Raw genomic sequence first — 24,771 nt, 5'->3', positions numbered from 1 at the left:
CTGTTATTGCAGGGGGCTCATCCACGTTTCAGGGGGCTCATCTCGGCTTCGGGGGCGTGCCGCCCGGCCCTTCGGGGATGAGACCGAGAGCGTGCCGCATCGCGGTGAGCTTGACCTCGGTCTCGGCGAGCTCGGCCGCAGGGTCGGAGGCAGCCACGATGCCGCCGCCGGCAAAGATCCGCAGCGAGCGCCGGTCAGGCGACAGCTCGCCGCAGCGCAGCGCGATGCCCCAGTCGCCGTCGCCGGAGCCGTCGAGCCAGCCCACCGGTCCGGCATACCGCCCCCGGTCCATCCCCTCCAACTCGCTGATGATCAGCGCGGCGGCGCTGGTCGGGGTTCCGCACACCGCGGCGGAAGGGTGCAGCGCGGCCGCGAGGCGCAGCGAGGTAGCCCCGCTCACCATCGTCCCGGTGATGTCGCTGGCCAGGTGATAGACGTCGGGAAGTTCAAGGACATAGGGCGCTTCCGGCACGTGCAGGTCGCTGCAGTGCGGGGCCAGCGCCTCCGTCACGGAGCGCACGGCGTAGGCGTGCTCCTCCAGGTCCTTCTCGCTGGTCATCAGACGCAGCCTCGGGTCCACCGGATGCTCCGGGTCGGCGGCGTTCCCCGCTGGTAGGTCGCGACCGCTCGCCGGGGCTGGGTGGTCACCGCTCCCCGCGCGCCGGATCGTCCCCGCCAGCACCCGGGACCGCGCGCGCCCACCCTGGAGGCGCACCAACATCTCCGGGGTCGCACCGAGCAGCCCGTCGACCGAGAAGGTCCACGTGGCGGCATACCTACCGGCCAGCCGCTCCAGCACCGGCGCGATGCGCACGACGTCGCCATGGCGGTGCTGGATCTGCGCGTCCCGCGCGAGCACGACCTTGTCGACCTCACCGGCATTGATCCGTGCGATCGCGCGGGAGATGACCTCGGGCCAGGCTGCGGCGGACACCGACCCGACGTTCTCGACGACCGGGTCGAGCTGATCCAGTAACGGGTTGGTACGGGCCAGCAACTCGCTGGCGTGCTCGGTCGGCCAGGGCTCCTCGTCGACGGCAACGTGCGTGACCCAGGCGAGGCCATCGCGGCGACCTATCAGCACGCGGGGCACCACGAGGACGCTCTTGTCGCAGGACTCGGGGGCGAACGCGAAGGACCCGAAGGCCACCAGCCCGCTGCCCGGCAGTCGCACCTCGTCCTCCACCGACGCCGTCGAGCGCAGCGCGTCCCACCATTTCTCGGCGCGCTCGAACCGCGCCGGCCCGCGAGAGGTCACGACTGCGGCCCGTCCCCAACCGACCATGCCGTCCCCGTCCCGGAGCCAGGTGACCACGTCCCTTGGGTCGGTCTCGTCGGGGACCCGGGTCAGCAGGTCGCCGGTGACGTCGACAGCGACGGACCGGACGCGCAGGCGGGGCACAAGTGCTGACACAGGTGACCACTTTAGGTGGTGCGAGGATGGACCCCATGAGCCGCTCCCGTGCCACTCTTCAGAAGAAGCCGCATGAAGTCGCAGAGATGTTCGACGGCGTCGCTCGCGGCTACGACATGACCAACACGGTGCTCACCGGGGGGATCGACCACCTGTGGCGTCGCGCCGTGACCAAGACGGTCGATGCCCAGCCCGGCGAACGCGTCCTGGATATCGCCGCCGGGACCGGCACCTCCAGCGAGCCCTTTGCCGACGCAGGCGTGCACGTGCTTCCTGCCGACTTCTCGATCGGCATGCTCCGTGAGGGCTACCGTCGGCGCCCAGACCTGCCCTTCACGGCAGCGGACGCCACGCGGCTGCCGTTCGCCGACGGATCCTTCGACGTCGTGACGATGAGCTTTGGCCTGCGCAACGTCGTCGACGTCACTGGCGCCCTTCGTGAGTTCCTGCGCGTGACCCGCCCCGGCGGGCGCCTCGTCGTCTGTGAGTTCTCCACTCCGCTCCTGCCGGTCCTGTCGACGCTCTACTCCAAGGGCGTCCTGCGCATCCTGCCCGCCGTCGCGCGCCGGACCAGCTCCAACCCCGAGGCCTACGCCTACCTGGCGGAATCGATTGAGGCCTGGCCCGGTCAGGCCGACCTCGGCCGGACGATCGGGGAGGCCGGCTGGAACCAGGTGCGGTGGCGCAACCTGACCGGAGGCATCGCCGCCATCCACCACGCGGTCGCGCCGGGCTTGCCAGGCCCGGTCAGCTGACCTGCTACCCCCTCCGCGACCAGTCATCATCATTAGGAACGGTGATGTGCCCTATTGCCGGCAAGGCCCACCTGATGCGGCTGGCGTCCCAGCCCGGCCTAGACTGGCAAAGTTCGTGAAAGTTGTCACAAGCGAGGCGCGCACACCGTGAATCTGCAGGTCGAGACAGCCGACGTCATTGTCGTCGGGGCCGGCCCCGGGGGGTCGAGCACAGCGGCATATCTGGCCGCCCATGGGCTCGACGTCCTCCTGCTGGAGAAGTCCGCTTTCCCGCGCGACAAGATCTGCGGCGACGGTCTGACCCCGCGCGCGGTCCGCGAGCTCATCTCCCTCGGCGTCCCGACCCGGCCAGAAGATGGCTGGCATCACACCCGGGGCCTGCGCATCATCGGCGGCGGGATGCGACTTGAGCTCGACTGGCCGGGTAGCGCAACCTTCCCGCCCTACGGCCTGGTGCGGACCCGCAACGACCTCGACGAGATCCTGGCTAAGCACGCCGTCGCCCGCGGCGCCCGGCTGCAGGAGCGCACCAACGTCCAGAAGCCGATCCTGGACGACCGCGGTCACATCTGTGGCGTTACCGCCAAGGTGATGGACGACAACGGCCGGCCGACCGGTGAGGTCAAGGAGTTCCGGGCCCCCGTGGTGGTGGCCGGTGACGGCAACTCCAGCCGGCTCTCCCTGTCCATGGACCGGCCTAAGCGCGACGACCGGCCGATGGGGGTGGCGGTCCGCACCTACTACTCCACGCCCCGTCACGACGACGCCTATCTGGAGTCCTGGCTCGAGCTCTGGACTAAGGGTGATGACGGGCAGAACGACATCCTGATGCCCGGTTATGGCTGGATCTTCCCGGTCGGCGACGGCACGTCCAACGTCGGCCTGGGCATCCTCAACACTTCCGAGGCGTTCGGCAAGGTCGACTACAAGGACGTCATGCGGCGCTGGGTGGCCACCATGCCCGAGGGATGGGGCTACCGCGAGGAGACCCAGCTGGGACCGGTCCGAGGAGCCGCGCTGCCGATGTGCTTCAACCGTCAGCCGCTCTACGACCGCGGGTTGCTGCTCGTCGGCGACGCCGGTGGCATGGTCAACCCGTTCAACGGCGAGGGCATCGCCGAGGCGATGGAGGCCGGTCGGCACGCGGCCGAGATCATCGCTTCCGCGCTGCGTCGCCACACCCCCGGCGAGCGCGAGGCGGTGCTGCAGTCCTACCCAACCGTGATGAAGGGATCGCTAGGCGGCTACTACACCCTCGGACGACATTTCGCCACACTCATCGGCAACCCCGAGATCATGCGACTCGCCGTGAAGTATGGTCTGCCGCGCAAGTCGTTGATGCGACTGTTGCTCAAGATCATGGCCAACTTGCCGCAGGAACGCGGCGGTGGTCTGGACGACCGAGTGATCAACGCGCTCACCCGAATGACGCCTGCGGCATGATGGACCGAATCCCGCCTAGGATTACGTTGCGCCCGCCCCCTGCCTTGGTGTGCCCGATGCTGAGGAAGACCCGAAAGGAGTCCTGGCACTGATGGACTACCACCCGTATCTGCCGGTCATCTTCTTCCTGTTCTTCGGAGTGCTGTTCGCCTTCGGGTCCGTCTTCGGCGGCGGTCTCCTGGGCCGGGCCACCTACAACCGCGCCAAGGCCGAGGCCTACGAGTGCGGCATCCAGCCCACGCCGCAGGCCCACGAGGGCGGTCGCGTGCCGATCAAGTACTACCTCACCGCGATGCTCTTCATCGTCTTCGACGTCGAGGTGCTCTTCCTCTACCCGTTCGCGGTCGCCTTCAACCAGGTGGGACTCTTCTCGGTGCTGGCGATGCTGCTGTTCCTCGTCGTGGTCTCGGTCCCGTTCGTCTACGAGTGGAGCCGCGGCGGGCTGGAATGGGACTGATGGGCTGCGGTATGCGGAGTTGCTTGCGCCCGGGCATCTTGCTCGGGCATGGAGAAGGAGTGGGTGAGACAGATGGGGCTTGAGGACCAGATCCCCGGCGGGATCATGCTGACGACCGTCGAAGGCCTGGTGGGTCAGCTGCGGCAGAACTCCGTGTGGCCGGCGACCTTCGGTCTGGCCTGCTGCGCCATCGAGATGATGGCGGTCGGCACCCCGGACTACGACATTGCCCGGTTTGGTATGGAGCGCTTCGCCGCCACCCCGAGGCAGGCCGACCTGATGATCGTGGCCGGCCGGGTGAGCCAGAAGATGGCCCCGGTCGTGCGTCAGGTCTATGACCAGATGGCCAACCCCAAGTGGGTCATCGCGATGGGTGTCTGCGCCAGCTCAGGTGGCATGTTCAACAACTACGCGATCGTCCAGGGCGTGGACCACATCGTGCCCGTCGATGTCTATCTGCCCGGCTGTCCGCCGCGCCCGGAGATGCTGCTCAACGCGATCCTGGAGCTGCAGAAGCAGATCCGCGAGTTCAAGTTCGGCGTGCACCGCGAGCAGGCGGTGCGGGCCATGGAAGCGGCCGCGCTCGCCACGGTGCCCAACTCCCACAAGAAGGGTCTGCTCCCATGACCGAGACCCCGCAGAGCCACCCCGACGCCGACCTCCTGCACACGCCAGAGGCGGCCGACGCGCTCGCCAAGGCGGCGCCCGGGGAGCCGGTGCTGATGGCGCGTCGGCACGGACTGTTCGGCCCTTCGCTGGGCGGTGACACCTCCGGCATGGACCGCCTAGAGGTGCCGGTGCTCTTCCCGGGTGCCTCCGAGCGTCCTTACGGCAGTTACTTCGACGAGGTCGTCGACGCCCTCGAGGCGGCAGCGCCGGAGGCGTTCGAGGCCGGGGTGGAACGCGTGGTCGTCGACCGCGGCGAACTGACCCTGGTCGTGCTTCGCGAGCAACTCCGCGCTCTCCTGCGCCCCCTCCGCGACGACCCGCGGCTGCGGTTCGAGGTGTGCCTGGGCGTCACCGGCACGCACTGGCCAGAGCAGACCGGCTCTGAACTGCACGCGGCCTACTACTTCCGCTCCATCACCAACGGCTCGCGCATCATCCGGTTCGAGGTCACCTGCTCCGACGACGACCCGCGCGTGCCGAGCATCGTGGACATCTACCCTGGCAACGACTGGCACGAGCGGGAGACGTTCGACATGTTCGGTATCGTCTTCGAGGGTCACCCCGGACTGACCCGCATCCTCATGCCCGACGACTGGCCGGGCCACCCGCAGCGCAAGGACTATCCGCTCGGTGGCATACCGGTCGAGTACAAGGGCGCGACCGTCCCCGCACCCGACCAGCGGAGGAGCTACAAGTGACCACCACCGGACAGCCTGAAGGCAGCATGACCCGCGACCAGGCCGCCGCCGGCGCCGACTACCTCGACGCCAGCACCAGCGATCTCTATGCGGGCAACGACCTCTTCGCGGACTCGGTGGACGGTTCGGCCGTCTACACCGCGGGCGGCGGTGACTGGGACGAGATCACCAAGGACATCGCCACCCTCGGTGCCGAGCGCATCGTGGTCAACATGGGCCCGCAGCACCCCTCCACGCACGGAGTGCTCCGTCTCGTCCTCGAGCTCGACGGGGAGACCGTCACCGAGGCACGCGCCGGCATCGGCTTCCTGCACACCGGCATCGAGAAGAATATGGAGTTCCGCACCTGGGTGCTGGGGACCACCTTCTGCACCCGGATGGACTATCTGACGCCGCTGTTCAATGAGGCCGTCTACTGCCTCGGGATCGAGCGGTTGCTCGGCATCGAGGAGGCGATCCCGCAGCGCGCCAGCGAGATCCGCGTCTTGATGATGGAGCTCAACCGGATCAGTTCACACCTGATCTGCGTCGCCACCGGTGGTATGGAGATGGGCGCCACCACGATCATGACGATCGGCTTCCGCGAGCGTGAGCGGTTGCTCCGTTTCTTCGAAGCGGTCTCGGGGTTGCGCATGAACCACGCCTACATCCGCCCCGGCGGCGTGGCCAACGACGTGCTGCCCGAACACCTAGACCAGCTCGAGTCTGAGCTGCCGGCGTTGCGCAGAGGCATCCGCGAGCTCGAGATGCTCATGCTGGAGAACCCGATCCTGAAGGCCCGCACCGTCGACGTCGGCCACATCTCGCTGGCGCACGCGATGGCGCTGGGGGTCACAGGGCCGATCCTGCGCTCCTGCGGACTGCCGCACGATCTGCGCAAGAGCGCTCCCTACTGCGGCTACGAGACCTACGAGTTCGACGTCCCCACCCGCCGCGACATGGACGCCTACGCGCGCGTGGTGATCAGGTTCGAAGAGATGTGGCAGTCGCTGCGGATCGCCGAGCAGGCGATTGCGCGGCTGCGCGCGAGCCAGGGCCAGCCGGTCATGGTCGCCGACAAGAAGATCGCCTGGCCGGCCCAGCTGTCGGTCGGCGCGGACGGCCAGGGCAACTCTTTGGACCACATCCGCAACATCATGGGTGAGTCGATGGAGTCACTCATCCATCACTTCAAGTTGGTCACCGAAGGCTTCCGGGTGCCTGCCGGCCAGACCTACGTCGCCATCGAGTCGCCCAAGGGAGAGCTCGGTGTCCACCTGGTCTCCGACGGCGGCACCCGTCCCTACCGCGCCCACTTCCGCGATCCGAGTTTCCACAACCTGCAGTGCGCCTCTGCGCTGGCCGAGGGTGGCCTGGTCGCCGATGTCGTCGTCGCGGTCGCCTCCATCGACCCGGTGATGGGCGGCGTGGACCGATGAGCGTGGAGCCAGAGCGCGCGAACGCGACCGCCATCGAGAATCACCGCGAAGCAAGGATCGGAGAGACCGTGGGCAGCCCCTCTGACGCGATCAGCACGAGCGCCGGCATCAGCACGCAGCGCACCCAGGAATCTCCCTTCACCTTCACGCAGGGGCAGTCGCCGCTGCACTACAAGACGCCGCTGCACGCCTCGGACGAGCCGTATGCCGACGACGTGCTGGCGCAGCTGGACAAGGACTGCGACGAGATCATCGCGCGCTACCCGCAGAAGCGGTCCGCGCTGCTGCCCATGCTGCACCTGATCCAGTCGGTGGACGGCTACGTCACCGGCCGTGGTGTGCACTACTGCGCAGACAAGCTGGACCTTGCCACCGCAGAGGTCAGTGGAGTAGCGACCTTCTACACGCAGTACAAGCGCCATCCCAACGGTGAGTACACCGTCGGTGTCTGCACCAACACGCTCTGCGCCATCATGGGCGGCGACCAGATCTTTGACGAGGTCAGCGAGCACCTGGGGATCGGCCATGACGAGACGACCGAGGACGGCCTGGTCACCCTCGAGCGCATCGAGTGCAATGCGGCGTGCGACTTCGCGCCGGTCGTGATGGTGAACTGGGAGTTTTTCGACGAGCAGACCCCGGAATCCACCAAAGAGATGGTCGACCAGCTGCGCGCGGGGCAGGACATCGCGCCTACCCGCGGCGCCTCCAAGGTGTGCTCTTTCAAACAGGTCTCCCGCGTTCTGGCGGGCTTCCCGGACGGCCGCGCGGACGAAGGCATCGGTGCCGGTGAGGCGTCGCTGCGCGGCCTCCAACTGGCCAGGGAGAAAGGGTGGACCGCTCCGGCCGCCCCCGCCGCCGAAACCGGCGACAAGCCGAGCGAGGAGAGTGGCACATGACTGAGCTGACCCCCGTCCTGACCGAGCTGTGGGACCAGCCGGAGTCGTGGACGATGGCGACCTATGAAGCCCACGAGGGCTACGCCGCGCTGCGCCAGGCGCTGACCATGGATAAGGAAGACCTCGTCTCGGCGATGAAGGACTCTGGCCTGCGAGGACGTGGCGGGGCAGGCTTCCCGACCGGCCTGAAGTGGAGCTTCTTGCCGGCCCCGGACGGCGGTCCCCGCTATCTCGTCGTCAACGCCGATGAGTCCGAGCCGGGCACCTGCAAGGACACCCCTCTGCTGATGGCGTCCCCACAGACGCTCATCGAGGGCATGATCATCACCTGTTTCGCGATCGGCAGCGACCACGCCTTCGTCTACCTCCGTGGCGAGGTCGTCCACGTCTACCGTCGGCTGATGCGGGCGGTGGAGGAGGCCTACGAGTCGGGCTATCTGGGCAAGGACATCCTCGGGACCGGTTTTGATCTCGACATCACCGTCCACCCGGGCGCCGGTGCCTACATCTGCGGTGAAGAGACCGCGCTCCTGGACTCGTTGGAGGGTCGCCGCGGCACCCCGCGCCTCAAGCCGCCGTTCCCGGCGGTCGCCGGGCTATACGCCCGACCGACGGTGGTCAACAACGTCGAGTCCATCGCCTCGGTCCCCTCCATCCTTCGCAACGGGCCAGGCTGGTTCCATGACATGGGCACCGAGAAGTCCTCCGGCTACGGCATCTTCAGCCTCTCCGGCCACGTCACCCGGCCAGGTCAGTTCGAAGCGCCGCTCGGCATCACGTTGCGCGAACTGCTGGAGATGGCCGGCGGCATCCGCGAGGGACACCGCCTCAAGTTCTGGACCCCTGGTGGGTCTTCGACGCCGATCTTCACCGACGCTCACCTCGACGTGCCGCTCGACTTCGAGTCGGTCGCCGCGGAAGGGTCGATGCTCGGCACCCGGGCCCTGCAGTGCTTCGACGAGACCGTGTCGGTGGTCCGGGCCGTCTCGCGTTGGACCGAGTTCTACGCGCACGAGTCCTGCGGCAAGTGCACCCCCTGCCGGGAGGGCACCTACTGGATGAAGGCCATCATGCTGCGCCTCGAGCAGGGCCAGGGACTGCCCGGTGACATCGAGAAGCTCGATGACATCTGCGACAACATCCTGGGCCGTTCCTTCTGCGCGCTCGGCGATGCGTCCACCAGCCCGGTCGTCTCGGGCATCAAGTACTTCCGCGAGGAGTTCGAGCAGGGCATGCACACGCCGTGGCACGAGCTGTTCCCGCCGGAGCGATCAACCCTCTTCGCGAAGGAGAGCCAGCTAGCATGACCGTCTCCACTTCTCCCTCCTCCGGCGGCAACTCGGTGACCGACGGAGGCAACGCGTCCGCCCCGGAGCAGCCGGCCCCCACGATGATCGACATGGTCATCGACGACGTGGCGGTCTCGGTCCCCGAGGGCACCCTCGTCATCCGCGCCGCCGAGACCGTCGGGATCCAGATCCCCCGCTTCTGCGACCACCCGCTCCTGGATCCTGTCGGCGCCTGCCGTCAGTGCCTGGTTGACATCTCGACCCCGGACCGTGAGGGCAACCTCAAGCCGATGCCGAAGCCGCAAGCTTCCTGCACGATCGTCGCGACGCCCGGCATGGTGGTGCACACCCAGCACACCAGCCCGGTCGCCGACAAGGCGCAGTACGGTCAGATGGAGTTCTTGCTCATCAACCACCCGTTGGACTGCCCCGTCTGCGACAAGGGCGGCGAGTGCCCCCTGCAGAACCAGGCGATGAGCAACGGCCGCCCGACGTCTCGCTTCGATGACGTCAAGCGCACCTATCCCAAGCCGATCAACATCTCCGCCCAGGTGCTGCTCGACCGCGAGCGCTGCATCTTGTGCGCCCGCTGCACGCGGTTCTCCGACGAGATCGCCGGTGACCCCTTCATGGTCCTGCTCGAGCGTGGCGCGCTCCAGCAGGTCGGGATCTACGAGGAGAAGCCGTTCGAGAGCTACTTCTCTGGCAATACCGTCCAGATCTGCCCGGTCGGCGCGCTGACGGGCTCCGCATACCGCTTCCGGTCACGGCCCTTCGACCTGGTCTCCACCCCCAGCGTCTGCGAGCACTGCGCCTCCGGTTGCGCGATCCGCACCGACCACCGCCGCGGCAACGTGCTGCGCCGGATGGCGCTAGACGACCCGCAGGTTAACGAGGAGTGGAACTGCGACAAGGGACGCTGGGCCTTTACCTACGCGGCCCTGCCCGACCGCCTACGTGACCCCGTGGCGCGCCAGGCCGACGGTGACTACGCCGTCGTCCCCTGGCAGCGCGCGTTGCAGGCAGCAGCCCAGGGCCTGAGCGCCGCCCGCTCCGGAGGGGTCGGCGTGCTCGTCGGAGGCCGCGTCAGCGTCGAAGACTCTTACGCCTACGCCAAGTTCGCGCGCGTCGCCCTCGGCACCAACGACGTCGATCACCGCGCCCGCCCGCACAGCCGCGAGGAAGCCGACTTCATCGCCTCCAGCGTCGTTGGTGAGCGCGGGGTCAGCTATGCCACCCTCGAGTCGGCGTCCTCGGTCCTGCTGGTCGGCCTGGAGCCGGAAGACGAGAGCCCCATCATCTTCTTGCGCCTGCGCAAGGCGATGCGCAAGAACAAGACCAAGGTGTATGCCGTCGCCCCCTTCGCCACTCGAAGCGTGGCCAAGATGGATGCCACCCTGCTGGCCAGCGCTCCCGGCACCGAGGCCGAGGTCCTGCGCGCCCTCGGGCAGTCCGAGGGTGACGTGAGTGAAGAGTTCGCCGCCGCAGCACAGTCCCTGGGGCAGGGCTCGGTGATCCTGGTCGGCGAACGTCTCGCCACCGTCCCGGGCGCACTGTCGGCAGCCGCCGCACTGGCGAAGAGCACTGGGGCCGCGCTGGCCTGGGTGCCGCGACGTGCCGGCGAGCGAGGCGCCATCGACGTGGGCGCCATGCCCAACCTGCTGCCAGGTGGTCGGCTGGTCAGCGATGACGCCGCCCGTGCCCAGGTCGCCTCGATCTGGGGTGTCGACGGCGATCTGCCTACGTCAGCGGGCCGTGACACCGGTGAGATCCTGGCCGCCGCGGCAGCCGGGGAGCTCAAGGCGCTGGTGGTCTCAGGGCTGGAGATCGACGACCTGCCCGACCCGCAGCTGGCTCGCGCGGCGCTCGAGCGCGCGTTCGTCGTCAGCCTGGAGGTCCGGGAGACGGACGTCCACGCGTATGCCGACGTGATCCTTCCGGTGGCGCCGCAACAGGAGAAGTCCGGGGCGTTTGCCAACTGGGAGGGCCGTCTGCGGCTCTTCGAGAAGGCGATCGACTCCGCGGCGTTGTCCGACCACGTGGTCATCGACCGCCTCGCCTCCGCCATGGGCCACCGTCTGGGCACGGGCGCAGCGACCGACATCCGACGCGAGATCACCGCTCTCGGCACCGTCGACTCCCGCCCCGCCGCTCCCACGGTCGAGCCGATGAACCCACCGACGCCCGCATCCGGTGAAGCTGTCCTGGCGACCTGGCACCACCTGCTCGACGCGGGATCGCTGCAGGACGGCGAGCCTTTCCTGGCCGGGACCGCCCCTCGGGCGAGCGCCAGGGTGTCGGCAGGCACGGCAGCCTCGGTCGGTGTCCAGGACGGTGAGCTGCTGAGCGTGTCGACGGACCGCGGTGACATCACCTTGCCGGTCATCGTCACGGCCATGCCCGAGGGTGTGGTGTGGCTGCCCACCAACTCGGTCGGCAGCGCGGTGCGCGGCACGCTCGGTGCCGACGCCGGGGCAGTCGTGCGGCTCGCCGCATGCCCTGCCCACGCCGACGCCACTGTGGCCAGCCCTGATCCCCGAGGTGAAGCATGAGTCTTCTGACGGCATACCCCGACCTGCTCGCCTCCGGCCTGGTGCTGCCGACGGTCGATCAGCCGCTCGCCGACTTCACCGACACCCCGTGGTGGCTGTCGTTGGTCAAGGCAGCGCTCCTGTTCGTCTACCTGATGATCTCGGTCGTCGTCGTCATCTGGTTCGAGCGTCGGGTCATCGGGCGTATGCAGCAGCGCCCGGGCCCCAACCGGCTGGGTCCGTTGGGGATCCTGCAGACCGCCGCCGACGGCATCAAGCTGTTTTTCAAGGAGGACGTCACGCCCAAGGGCGCCGACAAGCTGATGTTCCTGCTGGCCCCGCTCATGGTCGGCTCGCTGGCGTTCGTCTCGTTCGCGATCATCCCGCTGTCCGGCGACGTGTCGATGTTCGGGCACACCACCCCGCTGCAGTTGACCGACACCCCGGTGGCGGTGCTCCTGGTGCTCGCCGTCGCCGGTGTCGGTGCCTACGGCTTCGTCCTGGGCGGCTGGTCCTCCGGCTCCACCTACCCGCTCCTGGGTGGTCTGCGCTCGACCGCTCAAGTCATCTCCTACGAGATCGCGATGGGTCTGTCGCTGGTCGCCGTCTTCCTCTACGCGGGGTCGATGTCGACGAGCCAGATCGTCGCAGCCCAGGCCAAGGAGACGGTCCTGGGCATCCCGATGTGGTACGTCATCCCCCTGTTCTTCAGCTTCGTCGTCTACGTCATCACCATGGTCGGTGAGACCAACCGACTGCCCTTCGACCTCGCCGAAGGTGAGGGCGAGCTCGGCGGTGGGTTCCACACCGAATACTCCTCGATGAAGTTCGGCATGTTCTTCCTCGGCGAGTACGTCAACATGTTTACCGTCGCGGGACTGGCGACGACCCTGTTCCTGGGCGGCTGGCACGCGCCCTGGCCGGTCAACCAGATCGCGGACGGCATGTTCGACCAGGGATGGTGGGGCCTGCTCTGGTTCACCGTGAAGATGTGGGGCTTCATCTGGTTCTACGTGTGGCTGCGCGGCTCGCTGCCCCGCGTCCGCTACGACCAGTTCATGCACCTGGGTTGGAAGGTCCTGATCCCGCTGTCCTTGGCGTGGGTGGTAGCCGTCATCATGATCCGGGCGGCCCAGCAGGGCTTCCTCGGGGAGGGCCGTTACGTGCTCTTCATCACCTTGGGCATCATCGGGCTGTTCGTCATTGCCGGGATCCTGCTCTGGGACCGCTACGCCCAGCAACGCATGCTCGAACGCGACGAACGGTTGACCGTTCCCGAAGAAGTCGATCCGTTCGCCGACGGCTTCCCCGTGCCGCCGTTGCCCGGACAGACCCTGATCGAGCCCACCCAGCGCAGGATCGAGGCCGCCTCCCCGGTGGCCGTCAGCAGCGCCACCACCGTTGCCGACGATTCCGTGACGACCACCCACGAGACGGAGGAACGTCGTGGCTGACCCCACCGATCCCCAGACCGGCGACGACGGCACCGTCGACGTCGGGCCTGACACTGGCACTGACATTGGCCCTGACTCGGCGAGCACACCGAGCGCGCGAGAAGCCGCGGCCGCCCCAGCGACCACGACCGACCCGACGGGGGGCAAGCCGAAGTCGACCGCCATCGGTGGCTTCTTGGCTCCTGTCGCCGGTTTCGGGGTCACCTTCGCGACCATGTTCCGCAAGGTGGCGACCCAGGAGTACCCCGAGGTCAAGCGCCCTACCGCCAAGCGTTTCCACGGCCGCCACCAGCTCAACCGTTATGCGGACGGGCTGGAGAAGTGCATCGGTTGTGAGCTGTGCGCCTGGGCGTGCCCGGCCGACGCGATCTACGTCGAGGCGGCAGACAATTTCGACGGCTCCCGCTTCTCCCCAGGTGACCGCTATGGCCGCGTCTACCAGATCAACTATCTGCGGTGCATCTTCTGCGGCCTGTGCATCGAGGCCTGCCCCACCCGGGCGCTGACCATGACCAATGAGTACGAGCTGGCCGACGACAACCGCACCTCGCTGATCTACGAGAAGCACCAGCTGCTGGTGCCAAGCACGTCCGAGCAGCTCACCCCGCCGTTCCCGATGGCGCAGGGCAGGTCCGACCGTGACTACTACCGGAATCTGGTGACCGGCCCGACGCAGGAGCAGCAGGACTACGTCGAGGCCCGCGACAGCGACAGCGACAGCGCCGAGACCCCGGCCAGCACCGAGACGGAGGTCCCCCGATGACTCCCGCGGTCGACTCGATCAACGGTATGGAGCTCGTGCTCTTCTGGGTGATGGCAGTGGTGGCGGTGACCGGTGGCCTCGGACTGCTGTTTGCCCGCAAGGCCGTGCACGCAGCGATGGCGATGGCGATGACGATGGTCAGCCTCGGCATCATCTATGTCGGCCAGGGGGCCGAGTTCGTGGGCATCATCCAGGTCTTCGTCTACTCCGGCGCCGTGATGATGCTCTTCCTGTTTGTCGTCATGCTCGTCGGAGTCGACGCCTCCGACACGATGGTCGACACCCTCCGTGGCCAACGCTTCTGGTCCTTCCTGATCGGGGCCCTCTTCGCCGCGGCAGCCGTCTACGGCCTGACCAGGGTGAACTGGCCGGACGCTGTCGGGCTCCAGGCAGTGCAGGCCGAGGGCACCGTTACCGCGCTCGCGCGGGAGATCTTCGAGCGTCAGGTCCTGGGCTTCGAGGCCCTCGGAGCGCTCCTGGTCATCGCCGTCATGGGCGCGATGGTGCTCGCACACCGGGAACGCCTGACGCCGACGCCCACTCAGGCTGACGTCGCGGACGCCCGGTTGCGCAGCGGACGCTGGCTGGCGGGCAAGCCCAACCCGGGCATCTATGCCCGCCACAACGCGGCCGACACGCCGGCCCTGGGACCCGACGGTGAGCCGGTGGAGGTCTCCGTGCCGCGGGTCCTGGTCGCACGCGGCCAGGTCCAGTCGCCGTCGGCGTTCGCGCTGCCCGGCTCCCCGGGTGCCACCGACACCTCCGCCAAGCGGGGCTCGGACAGCCACGACACGACCGAGGTCGGCACCGACGCCGAGGAGGGCAAGCGCTGATGGGGCTCCAGTCCTACATCTACCTGTCGGTCGTGCTCTTCACGCTCGGCTCGATCACGGTCCTGACGCGGCGCAACACGATCATCGTGTTTATGGGCATCGAGCTCATGCTCAACGCCTGCAACCTTTCCCTGGTGACCTTTGCCCGTATCCACGGCAGCGTCGACGGCCAGGTCTACGCCCTCTTCGTCATGGTCGTCGCGGCCTCCGAGGTGGTCGTCGGGTTGGCGATCATCATGGCCATCTTCCGCGCCCGCCGCTCGGCTTCGGTCGACGACGCCAACCTCTTGAAGCTGTAAGGAGCGAGCCAACGTGTCTGTACTCGAGAGCGCCGTGGGCCTCGCGCTCATCACCGCTGATACCCCCGCCGGCGTCGCGGAATTCTTGCCCGCCGACACCGGGGCGGTCTCCCTCGGCTGGCTGATGATCGCGCTTCCCCTGCTCGGTGCCGCCGTGCTGCTGTTCGGAGGACGGCGCACCAACAGTTGGGGCCCCGGGCTCGCCGTAGCTGCGCCGTGGGCCAGCTTCGGGCTGGGGGCGGCGATCATTGTCCAGCTGCTGAGCTTTGCTCCGGCGCAGCGTGCCCGCCAGTTGGTGATGTGGGACTGGGCCAGCGTGGGGGACCTCGACGTCCACGCCGGACTCCTCATGGACCCGCTGTCGTTGACCTTCGTCATGCTGATCACCTTTGTCGGCGGACTGATCCACGTCTACTCCCTGGGCTACATGGAGCACGACCCCGACAAGCGTCGCTTCTTCGGCTACCTCAACCTGTTCGTGGCCTCGATGCTGCTGCTGGTCCTGGCCGACTCCTACATGCTGCTCTTCGTCGGCTGGGAGGGCGTGGGTCTGTCCAGCTACCTGCTCATCGGGTTCTGGTACACCAACCCGGACTACGCCTCGTCCGGAAACAAGGCGTTCATCGTCAACCGCATCGGTGACTTCGGGATGATCACGGCGATGGCTCTGCTGCTGGTCAACTACGGGTCCTTCGACTTCGCCACGGTCTTCGCGAACGCCGAGCAGGCCAGTCAGTGGCAGCTCACGCTGATCGGCCTGACGCTCCTGCTGGCAGCATGCGCGAAGTCTGCGCAGTTCCCCCTGCAGAGCTGGCTCGGTGACGCGATGGCCGGTCCCACCCCGGTCTCCGCGCTGATCCACGCCGCGACCATGGTGACCGCAGGCGTCTACCTCATCGCTCGCTCCCAGGCGATCTTCAACGCCACCCCGGACGCGCGCCTGGCCGTGTGCATCGTGGGCGTGATCACCTTGGTCTTCGGCGCGATCGTCGGCTGCGCCAAGGACGACATCAAGAAGGCACTGGCTGCCTCGACGATGTCGCAGATCGGCTACATGATGCTGGCCGTCGGGCTCGGCCCGATCGGCTACACCTTCGCGATCTTCCACCTCGTCACGCACGGTTTCTTCAAGGCCGGCCTGTTCCTCGGTGCCGGCTCGGTCATGCACGGCATGCGCGACCAGGTCGACATGCGCCGCTTCGGCAACCTGGCCGGCGGGATGAAGGTCACCTGGATCCTCTTCGCCACCTTCTGGTTGGCCATCATCGGCGTGCCCGGCTTTTCCGGCTGGTTCTCCAAGGACAAGATCATCGAAGCTGCCTTCTCGGCCGGCGAAGGCTGGCAGGCCTGGGTCTTTGGTGGCGCCGCGCTCATCACGGCCGGCGTCACGGCCTTCTACATGTCCCGGCTCTTCTTCATGACCTTCCACGGGAAGGCTCGGTGGGAGGACGACCAGCACCCGCACGATCCTGGCCTGGTGATGTTGGTGCCGATGATGGTCCTGTCGCTGGGCTCCATCGTCCTTGGCTTCCTGCTGTGGAGCCCGTGGGGCACCAAGATCTTCCCGGCCTGGCTGTCTCCTGTCTTCGGCGAGGAGGTGCATCCGCAGCCGGTCATCTCCGTGACGACCATCCAGGTCTCGGCCTTCATCCTGATGATCGCCGGCGTGGCGTTCGCGTGGTACCGCTACGGACGTGAGGAAGTGCCGGTGGTGGCCCCGTACGGCAACGCCCTGACCCGCGCGGCGCGGCGTGACCTCTATCAGGACGAGACCAACGACATCTTCGTCGTCGGCCCGACCCTGGGCCTGGCCAGCACGCTCCTGGAGACGGAGCGTGACGTCGTAGACGCCGGGATCGTGGGCGGCACCACCGCCACGCTGTCCGCGACGGCCGAAGTCTTACGCCGGGCCCAGAACGGGTTCGTCCGCTCCTATGCCTTGACGATGCTCCTTGGTGTCGTCGCGATCCTCGGCGCCGTTTGGGTGATGCAGTGATGAACTTTCCCTGGTTGACCACGCTGCTGGTGCTGCCGCTGCTCGGTGCAGCGGTCGTGGCGCTGCTGCCGCGGTCCTCGACCGCCGTCCGGCCCGTGTCTCTGGCGTTCTCGCTGGCCGCGCTCGCCGTCGGTGTCGCCGCCGCCACGCAATACAAGCTCGGTTCGGGCGAGCAGTTCCAGCTCGCCGAGCAGCACGCCTGGATCCCGCAGTTCGGCGTCTCCTACGCGCTCGGCGTCGACGGCATCGCGCTGACGATGATTTTGCTCAACCTCATTTTGGTGCCGGTCTGCATCCTGGCCGCCTGGAACGACGTCCCCGCCACGGGGCGACGCCAGCACGGCTATTTCGCATTGATGCTGACCCTGGCCTCGATCATGACCGGTGTCTTCGCGGCGACCGACGTCTTCCTCTTCTATGTCTTCTTCGAGGCCATGCTGCTGCCGGTCTACTTCCTGATCGGCATGTTCGGCGGGTCTGCGCGCAAGCGTGCCGCCATGGTGTTCTTGCTGTACTCCCTCCTCGGCGGCGCGATCCTCCTCGTCGCGATGATCGGTCTCTACCTGGTTGGCCCCCGCGGCACCGAGGGTTTCCTGGTGAGCAGCCTGACTGGACTGAACATGTCCACCGGCATGGGTCGTTGGCTCTTCCTCGGGTTCTTCATCCCCTTTGCCATCAAGGCGCCGATGTGGCCCTTGCACACCTGGCTGCCCCAGGCTGCCGAGCAGGCCAAGCCCGCCACCTCGGTGCTGCTGGTCGGCATCATGGACAAGGTCGGCACCTACGGGATGATCCGGTTCTGCCTGTCCTTCTTCCCGGAGGCCAGCCAGTGGGCTACCCCGGTGATCCTCGCGTTTGCCCTCATCTCGATGGCGGTGGGCGCCTTCATGGCGATCGGTGAGCATGACCTCTATCGCCTGATCGCCTACACCTCGATCAGCCACTTCGGCTTTATCGTGCTGGGCATCTTCGCCTTCACCACGATCAGCCAGGCTGGCGCGACGCTCTACATGGTCAACCACGGGTTCACCACGGCCGGGCTCTTCCTCATCGCGGGCATGATGGTCTCCCGGCGCGGCTCGCGGGATATCCGCGACTTCGGTGGCTGGCAGAAGACCACCCCGCTCATCGCGGGATCGCTGCTGTTCGCTGGTATGTCGGGGCTAGCCCTGCCTGGCCTGAACTCCTTCATCAGCGAGTTCTACGTCATCGTCGGCGTCTTCCAACGGCACGCCTGGGTAGGTGTCCTCGCCGCGACCGGGGTGATCTTGTCCTCCACCTACATCCTGTGGATGTACAAGCGGGTTGCGACCGGTCCCGATCCGCAGCGCTCTGACGTCCCCGACATGACGGGTCGGGAGAAGTGGGTGGTGGCGCCTCTCATCGCAGCCTTCCTCCTGCTCGGTTTCTTCCCCAAGCCCGTGCTCGACGTGCTCGAGCCGGCCGTGGAGCAGACGCTCAACTACGTCGGGGTCCCCGCGCCTGCCCCAGCCATCGATACTGCTACCGCTGAGGGGACTGGCCGCTGATGACTGACCTGTTCAATGCACCGGACATCAACTTCCTGGCGCTCCTGCCGTTGATCATCGTCTACGTCGGTGGACTCCTCGGCGTCCTCGCCGAGGGCTTCATCGGACGCACCGCGCGGTATGCCGTGCAGCTGCCGCTGGCCGTGGCCACCCTCGTGCTGGCGTTCGTGGCGATCACCGTGCTCGGTCCCAAGCACCAGACCCTGACGGCGGCGGACGCGGTGGCCATCGACGGCCCTGCCCTCATCCTGCAGGCGCTGATCGTGCTGCTGGCCCTGATGGGTCTGCTCGTCATGGCCGAGCGCTTCGGCGGCCAGCACGCCGACGCCTTCACGCAGGCGGGTGCCGCGACCCCCGGCTCGGCAGAGGAGGCCTACGCCGGCCGGCTGGGCGGCACGACCACCGAGATCTTCCCCCTGATGATGCTGTGCACGGCTGGACTGATGCTCTTCGTCTCCGCCAACGACCTCCTGGTGCTCTTCATCGCGCTGGAGACCCTGTCGCTGCCGCTCTACATCCTTACCGGCCTGGCCCGCCGTCGCCGCCTGCTCTCCCAGGAAGCCGCGCTCAAGTACTTCCTGCTCGGGTCGTTCAGCTCGGCGTTCTACCTCTTCGGCGCGGTGCTGCTCTACGGTTATGCAGGCTCGATGCGCTTCGGTGACATCGCGGACGCCATCTCCAGCAGCGTCGGGATGGACGGTTTGTTGGTCCCCGGCATCCTCCTGGTCGCCGTCGGACTGCTCTTCAAGGTGGGGGCGGTCCCGTTCCACGCCTGGACCCCCGACGTCTACCAGGGCGCCCCGACCGCGGTGACCGGCTTCATGGCCGCGGGCACCAAGGTCGCCGCCTTCGGCGCGATGCTGCGAGTGTTCTACGTGGCCGTCGAGGGTGCACGCCTAGAATGGCAGCCCATCCTCGCCGTCGTCGCGGCCCTCACCATGATCGTCGGGGCCGTGATCTCGGTGGTCCAGACGGACGTCAAGCGCATCTTGGCCTACTCCTCCATCGCGCACGCGGGCTTCGTGCTCACCGGCCTCATCGCGATGGATCAGGCCGGGATCACCTCGGTGATCTTCTACCTCTTCGCCTACGGCTTCATGACGATTCCGGCCTTCGCCTACGTCGCCATGGTCCGCTCCTCGGGCACCGAGGCCAGCCAGATCGGCCAGTGGTCCGGGTTGGGCAAGCGCGCACCGTGGATGGCAGCCGGCTTCACCTTCTTGATGCTCGCCTTCGCCGGCATCCCGTTGACGTCCGGATTCACCGGCAAGTTCGCCGTCTTCACCGCCGCCATCAGCCAGGGCTATGCCTGGCTGGCAGTTATCGGCGTGCTCGCCAGCGCGGTCACGGCCTACATCTACTTCAAGCTCGTCGTGCAGATGTGGCTCGGGGACGAGGTCGGCGACACCGTGGTGGCGACACCCTCGATCCTGACCACGGTGGTCGTCGTCGTCGGGCTCGCGGTGACGCTCGGTCTGGGCATCCTGCCCGCGCCTTTGCTGGACCTCGCTCAGAGCACGTCTGCCTTCCTGCGGTGAGCTCGCGCCCGACGAACCCCGCAGCGACTACCGTCACGGTGATTCCCGGCGTGGACGAGCAGCTGCAGGCGCGGGTGGCGGACGGCATGGCCGCGGTCTCGGCTCGGCTCCTGCAGGTCGTCGACCACGAGGACCCCTTCATTGCCGAGGCGTCCGGACATCTGGCGGCAGCCGGGGGCAAAAGGTTCCGCCCGCTCCTGACCCTGCTAGCCAGCGAGGTCGGCACCGGCTGGAACGCTGAGGTGGTCGAGGCTGCCGTCGGCGTCGAGCTGACCCACCTGGCCAGCCTTTACCACGACGACGTCATGGACGAGGCCGACCTTCGCCGCGGCGTCCCTAGCGCCAACGCCCGCTACGGCAACTCCACCGCCATCCTGGTGGGGGACCTGCTCTTCGGGACCGCCTCGGCCGTCGTGGCAGACCTTGGCCCGGAAGCCGTGAAGATCCAGGCGCAGACTTTCGTGCGGCTGTGCGCAGGGCAGATCCGTGACGACCTGCAGACCGCCAGCCAGAGCGGCCACGGTGCCGCCCTGGCCGGTGACGCACAGGACGCCGCCGCAGTGTCTGCCTACCTGGACATCCTCGCCGACAAGACGGGGGCTCTGATCGCCACCGCTGCTCGCTACGGGGGCCTCTTCGGAGGGTGCGACGACGCCACCGTGGTGACGCTGACGAACTATGGCGAGAAGTTGGGCGTGGTCTTCCAGCTGGCAGACGATCTGCTCGACGTCAGCTCGGGGGCCGGCACGTCGGGAAAAACTCCCGGCACGGACCTGCGCGAGGGCAAGGCGACGCTGCCGGTCCTCTATGCCCGCACCTCCGCGGACCCCGCCGACGCACGCCTCCTGGAGCTCACGCGTGGGCCCATCAGCGACCCGACCGAGCTCGATGAAGCACTCGGGCTGCTGCGCGCGCACCCGGCCATGGACCAGGCGCTCGACCACACCCGGCGGGTCGCGCTGGACGCCCGCGCCCTCCTGGACGGACTGCCTGAAGGGCCCGCGGTCCAAGCCCTGCGGTCTCTGGTCGACGGCGTCGCGCTCCGCGCGAGTTGAAGCCCGTGCCAGAGCGCCAAGCCCCTGCCCCCGTCCGGGTCTATCTCCTGGACGATCACGAGTTGGTGCGTCGCGGCCTGCACGACCTGCTCTCCGCCGAGCCCGACCTGGAGATCGTGGGGGAGTCCGGCAGCGCGGTGCGGGCGGTTGCCGAGATCATCGCCCTCGCGCCGGACGTGGCGGTGCTCGACGGCCGGCTCCCCGACGGCTCCGGCGTCGAGGTCTGCCGCGACGTGCGTGCCGCCAACCCTTCCATCAGGGCGCTGATCCTGACCAGCTATGACGACGACGAGGCACTGTTTGCCTCGATCATGGCTGGTGCGGACGGTTATGTCCTCAAACAGATCGCTGGCACCGACCTGGTCGACGGCATCCGCAGCATCGCCGCAGGACGCTCCCTCATCGACCCGACGCTGGTGACCAAGGTGATGGAGCGGCTGCGCCATGGTGACCCTGCGACTGACAAGCTGGCCCTCCTCACCGAGCAGGAGCGTCGCATCCTCGATCTCATCGCCGACGGGATGACCAACCGCCAGATCGCGCAGACGCTCTTCCTTGCCGAGAAGACCGTCAAGAATTACGTCACCAACGTGCTGGCCAAGCTGGGCCTGCAGCGACGTACCCAGGCGGCCGTCCTGGGCGCCAAGCTCTTCAACAAGTAGCGAGGTCGGGACCTTGGTCCCGCCCAGGTCCGGACCTGCGCCTCTACTACATGAGGTCGGAGGCTGAGAGTCTGTACTTAGCAACATACGACAACTCATGAAGGAGCTGGCTGAAATGACCCACACCGATCGTGTTCTCGACCGCGACATGGACACGCCGCAGGTGTTCGAAGAGAAGCACGTGCTGCCAGAGGCCGGTGGTTTCATGCTGGGCCTGACGCGCATCGCCTTTGGCTTCATCTTCCTCTGGGCGTTCCTGGACAAGCTGTTCGGCCTGGGTCGCGCCACGCCATCGGAGCGCGCCTGGCTCAACGGTGGTTCTCCGACCACCGGCTACCTCAGTGGCGTCGAGGGTCCGCTGGCTGGTCTCTACAACTCCTGGGCCGGCATTGGTGCCCTGGACTGGCTGTTCATGATCGGTCTGCTGGGGATCGGCGTTACGCTGATCACCGGGATGGGTGCCCGCGTCGGCGCACTGGCTGGCGTGCTGATGTACCTGTTCATGTACGGAGCTTCGCTCCCGGTCATGACCAACCCCTTCCTGGACGACCACATCACCGGCGCCCTCATCCTGCTCGTCATCGCGGCCATCCCCGCCTCCTGGGAGTACCTCGGCCTCGGCAAGATGTGGAAGACCATCGCTCCTAACTACCTGCGCTGACTGGCCATGAGCGCCACAGTGCAGACCAACCGGTCAGTGCTCGTCGGCGTGGACGGATCAGGACGCAATGCCTCCGCAGTCGCCTGGGCGGCTGCGGAGGCAGCGTCGTCTTCCAGCCACCTGGTCTTGGTGCACGACTCCGGACAAGGCGCGAGCGCTGCCGGCGGGAGAGCCATGATCCATCGAGCAGCTGCCGTGGTAGCCAAGCTCGACGGGGATCTTCGACCCAGCAGCCAGGTCGTGAGCACAGGCGCTGCGCAGGCATTGAGGCAAGCTGCCGCCGAGTGCTCCCAGGGGTCCGAAGACCCCGATCATGACGAAGGTCGCGGGAGCAGCCTGGTCGTCGTGGGCCGTCGAGGCGCAGGTGGGTTCACCCGCTTGCGGCTCGGCTCCACCGCCAGGATGCTCGTCCACCGGGCTGGCCCGCCGATGGTCGTGGTCCCTAGCGGATGGGACGCTGCCAAGGTCCCGGACCGGGCCGCGATCGTGGTGGACATCAGCCCTGCCGATCCTGCCGATGGTTGCGCCGATGGCTCCGAAAGCGTGGCCGATCAAGAGGCAGCGCTGACCCTGGCGATGACCAGGGCGGAGCGGGACGATCGTCCGGTCGTCGTGATCCTGGCGTGGTCCGTCGGGGCGGGCGAGGCCCTGGAGGGCCGCGCCATCTCGCAGGTATGGAGCGAGTACGCGGCGCGGGCCGAAGGAGAGCTCGCCGAGCGGGTCACGCTCCTGCGCGCAGCCTATCCAGGGGTAGAGGTCCTGCCCGTCGCCACCGACCGTCACCCGGTCGCGGCGCTGCTGGATCACGCTGAGGGTGCCGACCTGCTGGTCCTACCGCGAGGCTGGCGCGCGTGCTCGGTAGTGGAGTACGCCCAGTGTCCGGTGGCCGTGGTCTAGCCGCTCAGACCGGGATCGACCATCGCAGGTGCGTGCCGTGGGGCTGGATCGCCGTCAGCTCCACGGCACCCTCGCGTTCGCGGGCCCGCGCCCGGACGTTGCTCAACCCGCTCTCCAACGCGCCGACACCGATCCCCACTCCGTCGTCCTGCACGATGATGGTCAATGACTCGGCCGTCGCCTCGGCCGCGACCGCCACCGAGGTCGCGCGCGCGTGCCGCACTACATTGGACAGCGCCTCGCGCACGACCATCAGGACCTGGCTGTGCACTTCGTCGTCGGCCACCGAGTCCAGGGGGCCGAGCAGGGAGATGAGGGGCGCGAAGCCCAACGTCGCTCCGTAGGACTCGATCAGGGCCCGCAGATCGGCCCGGAAGCTGCCCGCCCCCGGACGGTGCCGCAGCTCGAAGATGGTGGCGCGGATGTCGCGGATGGTCTGGTCGAGCTCGGCCACGGCACCCTCGAGCCGTTCGATCACCTCGGCGTTGCCGGCGCGTCGGCTGGCTCCCTGCAAGGTGAGCCCGACAGCGAAGAGCCGTTGGATGACCAGGTCGTGCAGGTCGCGGGCGATCCGGTCACGGTCCTCAAGCACCGTGAGCAGGTCGTGCTCGCGCTCGCCGCGCTCCCGGTCCAGGATCACCGAGGCGTGCAGGGCCAGGGTGCTCAGGGCGTCGCGGACCTGCTGCTGGTTGACCCCGGAGGAAGGCAACCAGTCGTGCACCACCAGAACCACCGGAGAACGGTCCCGCGTGTCGAGCGGTACGAGGCTGGTGCATCGCGTGGTAGAGGCGGTGGCCCCCGGGTGGGTGCTTGTTCTCGACAGCGTGCTCCAGTGGTGCGCACGACGATCCCGCAGCACCGGCTCGATGTCGGGAGCGAGCTCACTGAGCACTGGTCCGGCCTCGCTCCCGGAGGAAGCGAGCACCCGCGGCCCGGTCTCCGCCATCCCGACGAGAGCGACGACCCGCGCGGTGCTGAGCTCGCGCACGCGATCGGCGAACAACGGGAGGGTGACGTCCAGGTCGACCTCCTGGATGAGGGTGCGATCCAACTCCCACACGGTCCGCATGACCTGCTCGTGCAGCTCGCTGACGCGTCGTGCGCGCAGCGCGTCCAAGCGTGATCCCAGGGCGACCGCGACCGCCTCGACCATCAGCCGCGCGCCGCGATCGGGCGGTCGAGGCCAACTCCCGACCATCAGGGTGGCGAACTCCTGCTCCCCGACGCGCACCGGGACCCGCAGGAGGCGGTCGCGGTCCTCATCGTCGGGCTGGGAGCTTTCCCACGTGGCCGCATCGGCCGCACTGGCCTCCCCGTCGGGGGTGAGGATCTTGGAGAACGTCCCCGGGTGCGTCTCGTCCTCGATCCCGAGCAGGACGACCTCTGCGCCCGTGGCTCGACGCGTGAGGACCACTGCGCGTCGCAGGAGCTCTCCGACGTCGTCGATGGCGGTCAATTCCTGGGCGGCGCGCAACAGCATCAGCGCGTCCTCCAAGGGGGTGTCCTCCAAC

Annotated in this window: 22 protein-coding genes; 20 read left to right on the top strand and 2 right to left on the bottom strand. The window is 67.7% G+C overall.

Features of this window, described 5'->3' with window-relative positions:
• Window positions 1-37: 37 nt before the first annotated feature.
• Complete coding sequence (locus Q4P07_RS05695; protein WP_303373931.1) at window positions 38-1,414, bottom strand: isochorismate synthase MenF; 1,377 nt, start codon at window positions 1,412-1,414, stop codon at window positions 38-40.
• A 35-nt stretch (window positions 1,415-1,449) separates the two neighbouring features.
• On the opposite strand from Q4P07_RS05695, the gene Q4P07_RS05690 reads away from it, so the two are divergent.
• The 20 genes from Q4P07_RS05690 to Q4P07_RS05595 all read left to right on the top strand — a co-directional run bounded on the left by Q4P07_RS05690 (window position 1,450) and on the right by Q4P07_RS05595 (window position 23,260).
• A complete protein-coding gene (locus tag Q4P07_RS05690; RefSeq protein ID WP_303373930.1) occupies window positions 1,450-2,169 on the top strand; it encodes a demethylmenaquinone methyltransferase in 720 nt (239 codons plus the stop codon).
• A 147-nt stretch (window positions 2,170-2,316) separates the two neighbouring features.
• Window positions 2,317-3,612: a geranylgeranyl reductase family protein gene (locus Q4P07_RS05685; RefSeq protein WP_303373929.1), complete on the top strand. Its 1,296-nt coding sequence runs from the start codon at window positions 2,317-2,319 to the stop codon at window positions 3,610-3,612.
• 91 nt (window positions 3,613-3,703) lie between these two features.
• Complete coding sequence (locus Q4P07_RS05680) at window positions 3,704-4,069, top strand: NADH-quinone oxidoreductase subunit A (protein ID WP_303373928.1); 366 nt, start codon at window positions 3,704-3,706, stop codon at window positions 4,067-4,069.
• A 72-nt stretch (window positions 4,070-4,141) separates the two neighbouring features.
• Window positions 4,142-4,696 (top strand): NADH-quinone oxidoreductase subunit B family protein, encoded by a 555-nt coding sequence (locus tag Q4P07_RS05675; protein ID WP_303373927.1) that lies wholly within the window; start codon window positions 4,142-4,144, stop codon window positions 4,694-4,696.
• Window positions 4,693-5,436, top strand: coding sequence for an NADH-quinone oxidoreductase subunit C (locus Q4P07_RS05670; RefSeq protein WP_303373926.1), 744 nt, complete (start codon window positions 4,693-4,695; stop codon window positions 5,434-5,436). The genes Q4P07_RS05675 and Q4P07_RS05670 overlap by 4 nt, the downstream gene beginning before the upstream one ends.
• 26 nt (window positions 5,437-5,462) lie before the next feature.
• Window positions 5,463-6,854 (top strand): NADH-quinone oxidoreductase subunit D, encoded by a 1,392-nt coding sequence (locus Q4P07_RS05665; protein WP_303373925.1) that lies wholly within the window; start codon window positions 5,463-5,465, stop codon window positions 6,852-6,854.
• Window positions 6,851-7,753 carry an NADH-quinone oxidoreductase subunit NuoE gene (gene nuoE, locus Q4P07_RS05660; RefSeq protein ID WP_303373924.1) on the top strand — a complete coding sequence of 301 codons (903 nt, stop codon included), beginning with the start codon at window positions 6,851-6,853 and terminating at the stop codon, window positions 7,751-7,753. Before Q4P07_RS05665 ends, nuoE begins: the two co-directional genes overlap by 4 nt.
• Complete coding sequence (nuoF, locus tag Q4P07_RS05655) at window positions 7,750-9,060, top strand: NADH-quinone oxidoreductase subunit NuoF (RefSeq protein WP_303373923.1); 1,311 nt, start codon at window positions 7,750-7,752, stop codon at window positions 9,058-9,060. The genes nuoE and nuoF overlap by 4 nt, the downstream gene beginning before the upstream one ends.
• The gene (locus Q4P07_RS05650) at window positions 9,057-11,594 is read left to right on the top strand and encodes an NADH-quinone oxidoreductase subunit G (protein WP_303373922.1); all 2,538 of its coding nucleotides are present in this window, start codon (window positions 9,057-9,059) and stop codon (window positions 11,592-11,594) included. Before nuoF ends, Q4P07_RS05650 begins: the two co-directional genes overlap by 4 nt.
• The gene (gene nuoH / locus Q4P07_RS05645) at window positions 11,591-13,027 is read left to right on the top strand and encodes an NADH-quinone oxidoreductase subunit NuoH (RefSeq protein ID WP_303373921.1); all 1,437 of its coding nucleotides are present in this window, start codon (window positions 11,591-11,593) and stop codon (window positions 13,025-13,027) included. Before Q4P07_RS05650 ends, nuoH begins: the two co-directional genes overlap by 4 nt.
• A gap of 163 nt (window positions 13,028-13,190) precedes the next feature.
• Complete coding sequence (nuoI, locus tag Q4P07_RS05640; RefSeq protein WP_303373940.1) at window positions 13,191-13,790, top strand: NADH-quinone oxidoreductase subunit NuoI; 600 nt, start codon at window positions 13,191-13,193, stop codon at window positions 13,788-13,790.
• Window positions 13,787-14,623 carry an NADH-quinone oxidoreductase subunit J gene (locus Q4P07_RS05635; protein ID WP_303373920.1) on the top strand — a complete coding sequence of 279 codons (837 nt, stop codon included), beginning with the start codon at window positions 13,787-13,789 and terminating at the stop codon, window positions 14,621-14,623. Before nuoI ends, Q4P07_RS05635 begins: the two co-directional genes overlap by 4 nt.
• The gene (gene nuoK / locus Q4P07_RS05630) at window positions 14,623-14,922 is read left to right on the top strand and encodes an NADH-quinone oxidoreductase subunit NuoK (RefSeq protein ID WP_303373919.1); all 300 of its coding nucleotides are present in this window, start codon (window positions 14,623-14,625) and stop codon (window positions 14,920-14,922) included. The genes Q4P07_RS05635 and nuoK overlap by 1 nt, the downstream gene beginning before the upstream one ends.
• A gap of 124 nt (window positions 14,923-15,046) precedes the next feature.
• Window positions 15,047-16,918, top strand: coding sequence for an NADH-quinone oxidoreductase subunit L (gene nuoL / locus Q4P07_RS05625; RefSeq protein ID WP_303373939.1), 1,872 nt, complete (start codon window positions 15,047-15,049; stop codon window positions 16,916-16,918).
• A complete protein-coding gene (locus Q4P07_RS05620; RefSeq protein ID WP_303373918.1) occupies window positions 16,918-18,447 on the top strand; it encodes an NADH-quinone oxidoreductase subunit M in 1,530 nt (509 codons plus the stop codon). Before nuoL ends, Q4P07_RS05620 begins: the two co-directional genes overlap by 1 nt.
• Window positions 18,447-19,985: an NADH-quinone oxidoreductase subunit NuoN gene (gene nuoN, locus Q4P07_RS05615; RefSeq protein WP_303373917.1), complete on the top strand. Its 1,539-nt coding sequence runs from the start codon at window positions 18,447-18,449 to the stop codon at window positions 19,983-19,985. The genes Q4P07_RS05620 and nuoN overlap by 1 nt, the downstream gene beginning before the upstream one ends.
• Before the next feature lie 86 nt (window positions 19,986-20,071).
• Window positions 20,072-21,040, top strand: a complete 969-nt coding sequence (locus Q4P07_RS05610) for a polyprenyl synthetase family protein (protein WP_303373938.1) — start codon at window positions 20,072-20,074, stop codon at window positions 21,038-21,040.
• A gap of 5 nt (window positions 21,041-21,045) precedes the next feature.
• Window positions 21,046-21,702 (top strand): response regulator transcription factor, encoded by a 657-nt coding sequence (locus Q4P07_RS05605; RefSeq protein WP_303373916.1) that lies wholly within the window; start codon window positions 21,046-21,048, stop codon window positions 21,700-21,702.
• Window positions 21,703-21,817: 115 nt separating this feature from the next.
• Window positions 21,818-22,363 (top strand): hypothetical protein, encoded by a 546-nt coding sequence (locus Q4P07_RS05600; protein WP_303373915.1) that lies wholly within the window; start codon window positions 21,818-21,820, stop codon window positions 22,361-22,363.
• Window positions 22,364-22,369: 6 nt separating this feature from the next.
• Window positions 22,370-23,260 carry a universal stress protein gene (locus Q4P07_RS05595; protein WP_303373914.1) on the top strand — a complete coding sequence of 297 codons (891 nt, stop codon included), beginning with the start codon at window positions 22,370-22,372 and terminating at the stop codon, window positions 23,258-23,260.
• A gap of 4 nt (window positions 23,261-23,264) precedes the next feature.
• On the opposite strand, the gene Q4P07_RS05590 is transcribed toward Q4P07_RS05595, so the two are convergent.
• On the bottom strand, window positions 23,265-24,771 hold a 1,507-nt coding region (locus Q4P07_RS05590), incomplete at its 5' end, for a sensor histidine kinase (protein ID WP_303373913.1).

Source organism: Ornithinimicrobium sp., assembly GCF_030537745.1.
Classification (GTDB): Bacteria; Actinomycetota; Actinomycetes; order Actinomycetales; family Dermatophilaceae; genus Ornithinicoccus.
The sequence above is the reverse complement of the archived record's forward strand: the minus strand, read 5'-3'. Positions and strand labels throughout refer to the sequence as shown.

Excerpts from the sequence above, each read along its gene's own strand:
- nuoH (WP_303373921.1), top strand. The coding sequence starts at position 11,591 with ATGAGTCTTCTGACGGCATACCCCGACCTGCTCGCCTCCGGCCTGGTG.
- Q4P07_RS05680 (WP_303373928.1), top strand. The coding sequence starts at position 3,704 with ATGGACTACCACCCGTATCTGCCGGTCATCTTCTTCCTGTTCTTCGGA.
- Q4P07_RS05595 (WP_303373914.1), top strand. The coding sequence starts at position 22,370 with ATGAGCGCCACAGTGCAGACCAACCGGTCAGTGCTCGTCGGCGTGGAC.
- Q4P07_RS05650 (WP_303373922.1), top strand. The coding sequence starts at position 9,057 with ATGACCGTCTCCACTTCTCCCTCCTCCGGCGGCAACTCGGTGACCGAC.
- Q4P07_RS05670 (WP_303373926.1), top strand. The coding sequence starts at position 4,693 with ATGACCGAGACCCCGCAGAGCCACCCCGACGCCGACCTCCTGCACACG.
- nuoK (WP_303373919.1), top strand. The coding sequence starts at position 14,623 with ATGGGGCTCCAGTCCTACATCTACCTGTCGGTCGTGCTCTTCACGCTC.
- nuoN (WP_303373917.1), top strand. The coding sequence starts at position 18,447 with ATGACTGACCTGTTCAATGCACCGGACATCAACTTCCTGGCGCTCCTG.
- Q4P07_RS05620 (WP_303373918.1), top strand. The coding sequence starts at position 16,918 with ATGAACTTTCCCTGGTTGACCACGCTGCTGGTGCTGCCGCTGCTCGGT.
- nuoL (WP_303373939.1), top strand. The coding sequence starts at position 15,047 with ATGATCGCGCTTCCCCTGCTCGGTGCCGCCGTGCTGCTGTTCGGAGGA.
- nuoE (WP_303373924.1), top strand. The coding sequence starts at position 6,851 with ATGAGCGTGGAGCCAGAGCGCGCGAACGCGACCGCCATCGAGAATCAC.
- Q4P07_RS05690 (WP_303373930.1), top strand. The coding sequence starts at position 1,450 with ATGAGCCGCTCCCGTGCCACTCTTCAGAAGAAGCCGCATGAAGTCGCA.
- Q4P07_RS05635 (WP_303373920.1), top strand. The coding sequence starts at position 13,787 with ATGACTCCCGCGGTCGACTCGATCAACGGTATGGAGCTCGTGCTCTTC.
- Q4P07_RS05665 (WP_303373925.1), top strand. The coding sequence starts at position 5,463 with ATGACCCGCGACCAGGCCGCCGCCGGCGCCGACTACCTCGACGCCAGC.
- Q4P07_RS05675 (WP_303373927.1), top strand. The coding sequence starts at position 4,142 with ATGGGGCTTGAGGACCAGATCCCCGGCGGGATCATGCTGACGACCGTC.
- Q4P07_RS05610 (WP_303373938.1), top strand. The coding sequence starts at position 20,072 with ATGGCCGCGGTCTCGGCTCGGCTCCTGCAGGTCGTCGACCACGAGGAC.
- Q4P07_RS05600 (WP_303373915.1), top strand. The coding sequence starts at position 21,818 with ATGACCCACACCGATCGTGTTCTCGACCGCGACATGGACACGCCGCAG.
- nuoF (WP_303373923.1), top strand. The coding sequence starts at position 7,750 with ATGACTGAGCTGACCCCCGTCCTGACCGAGCTGTGGGACCAGCCGGAG.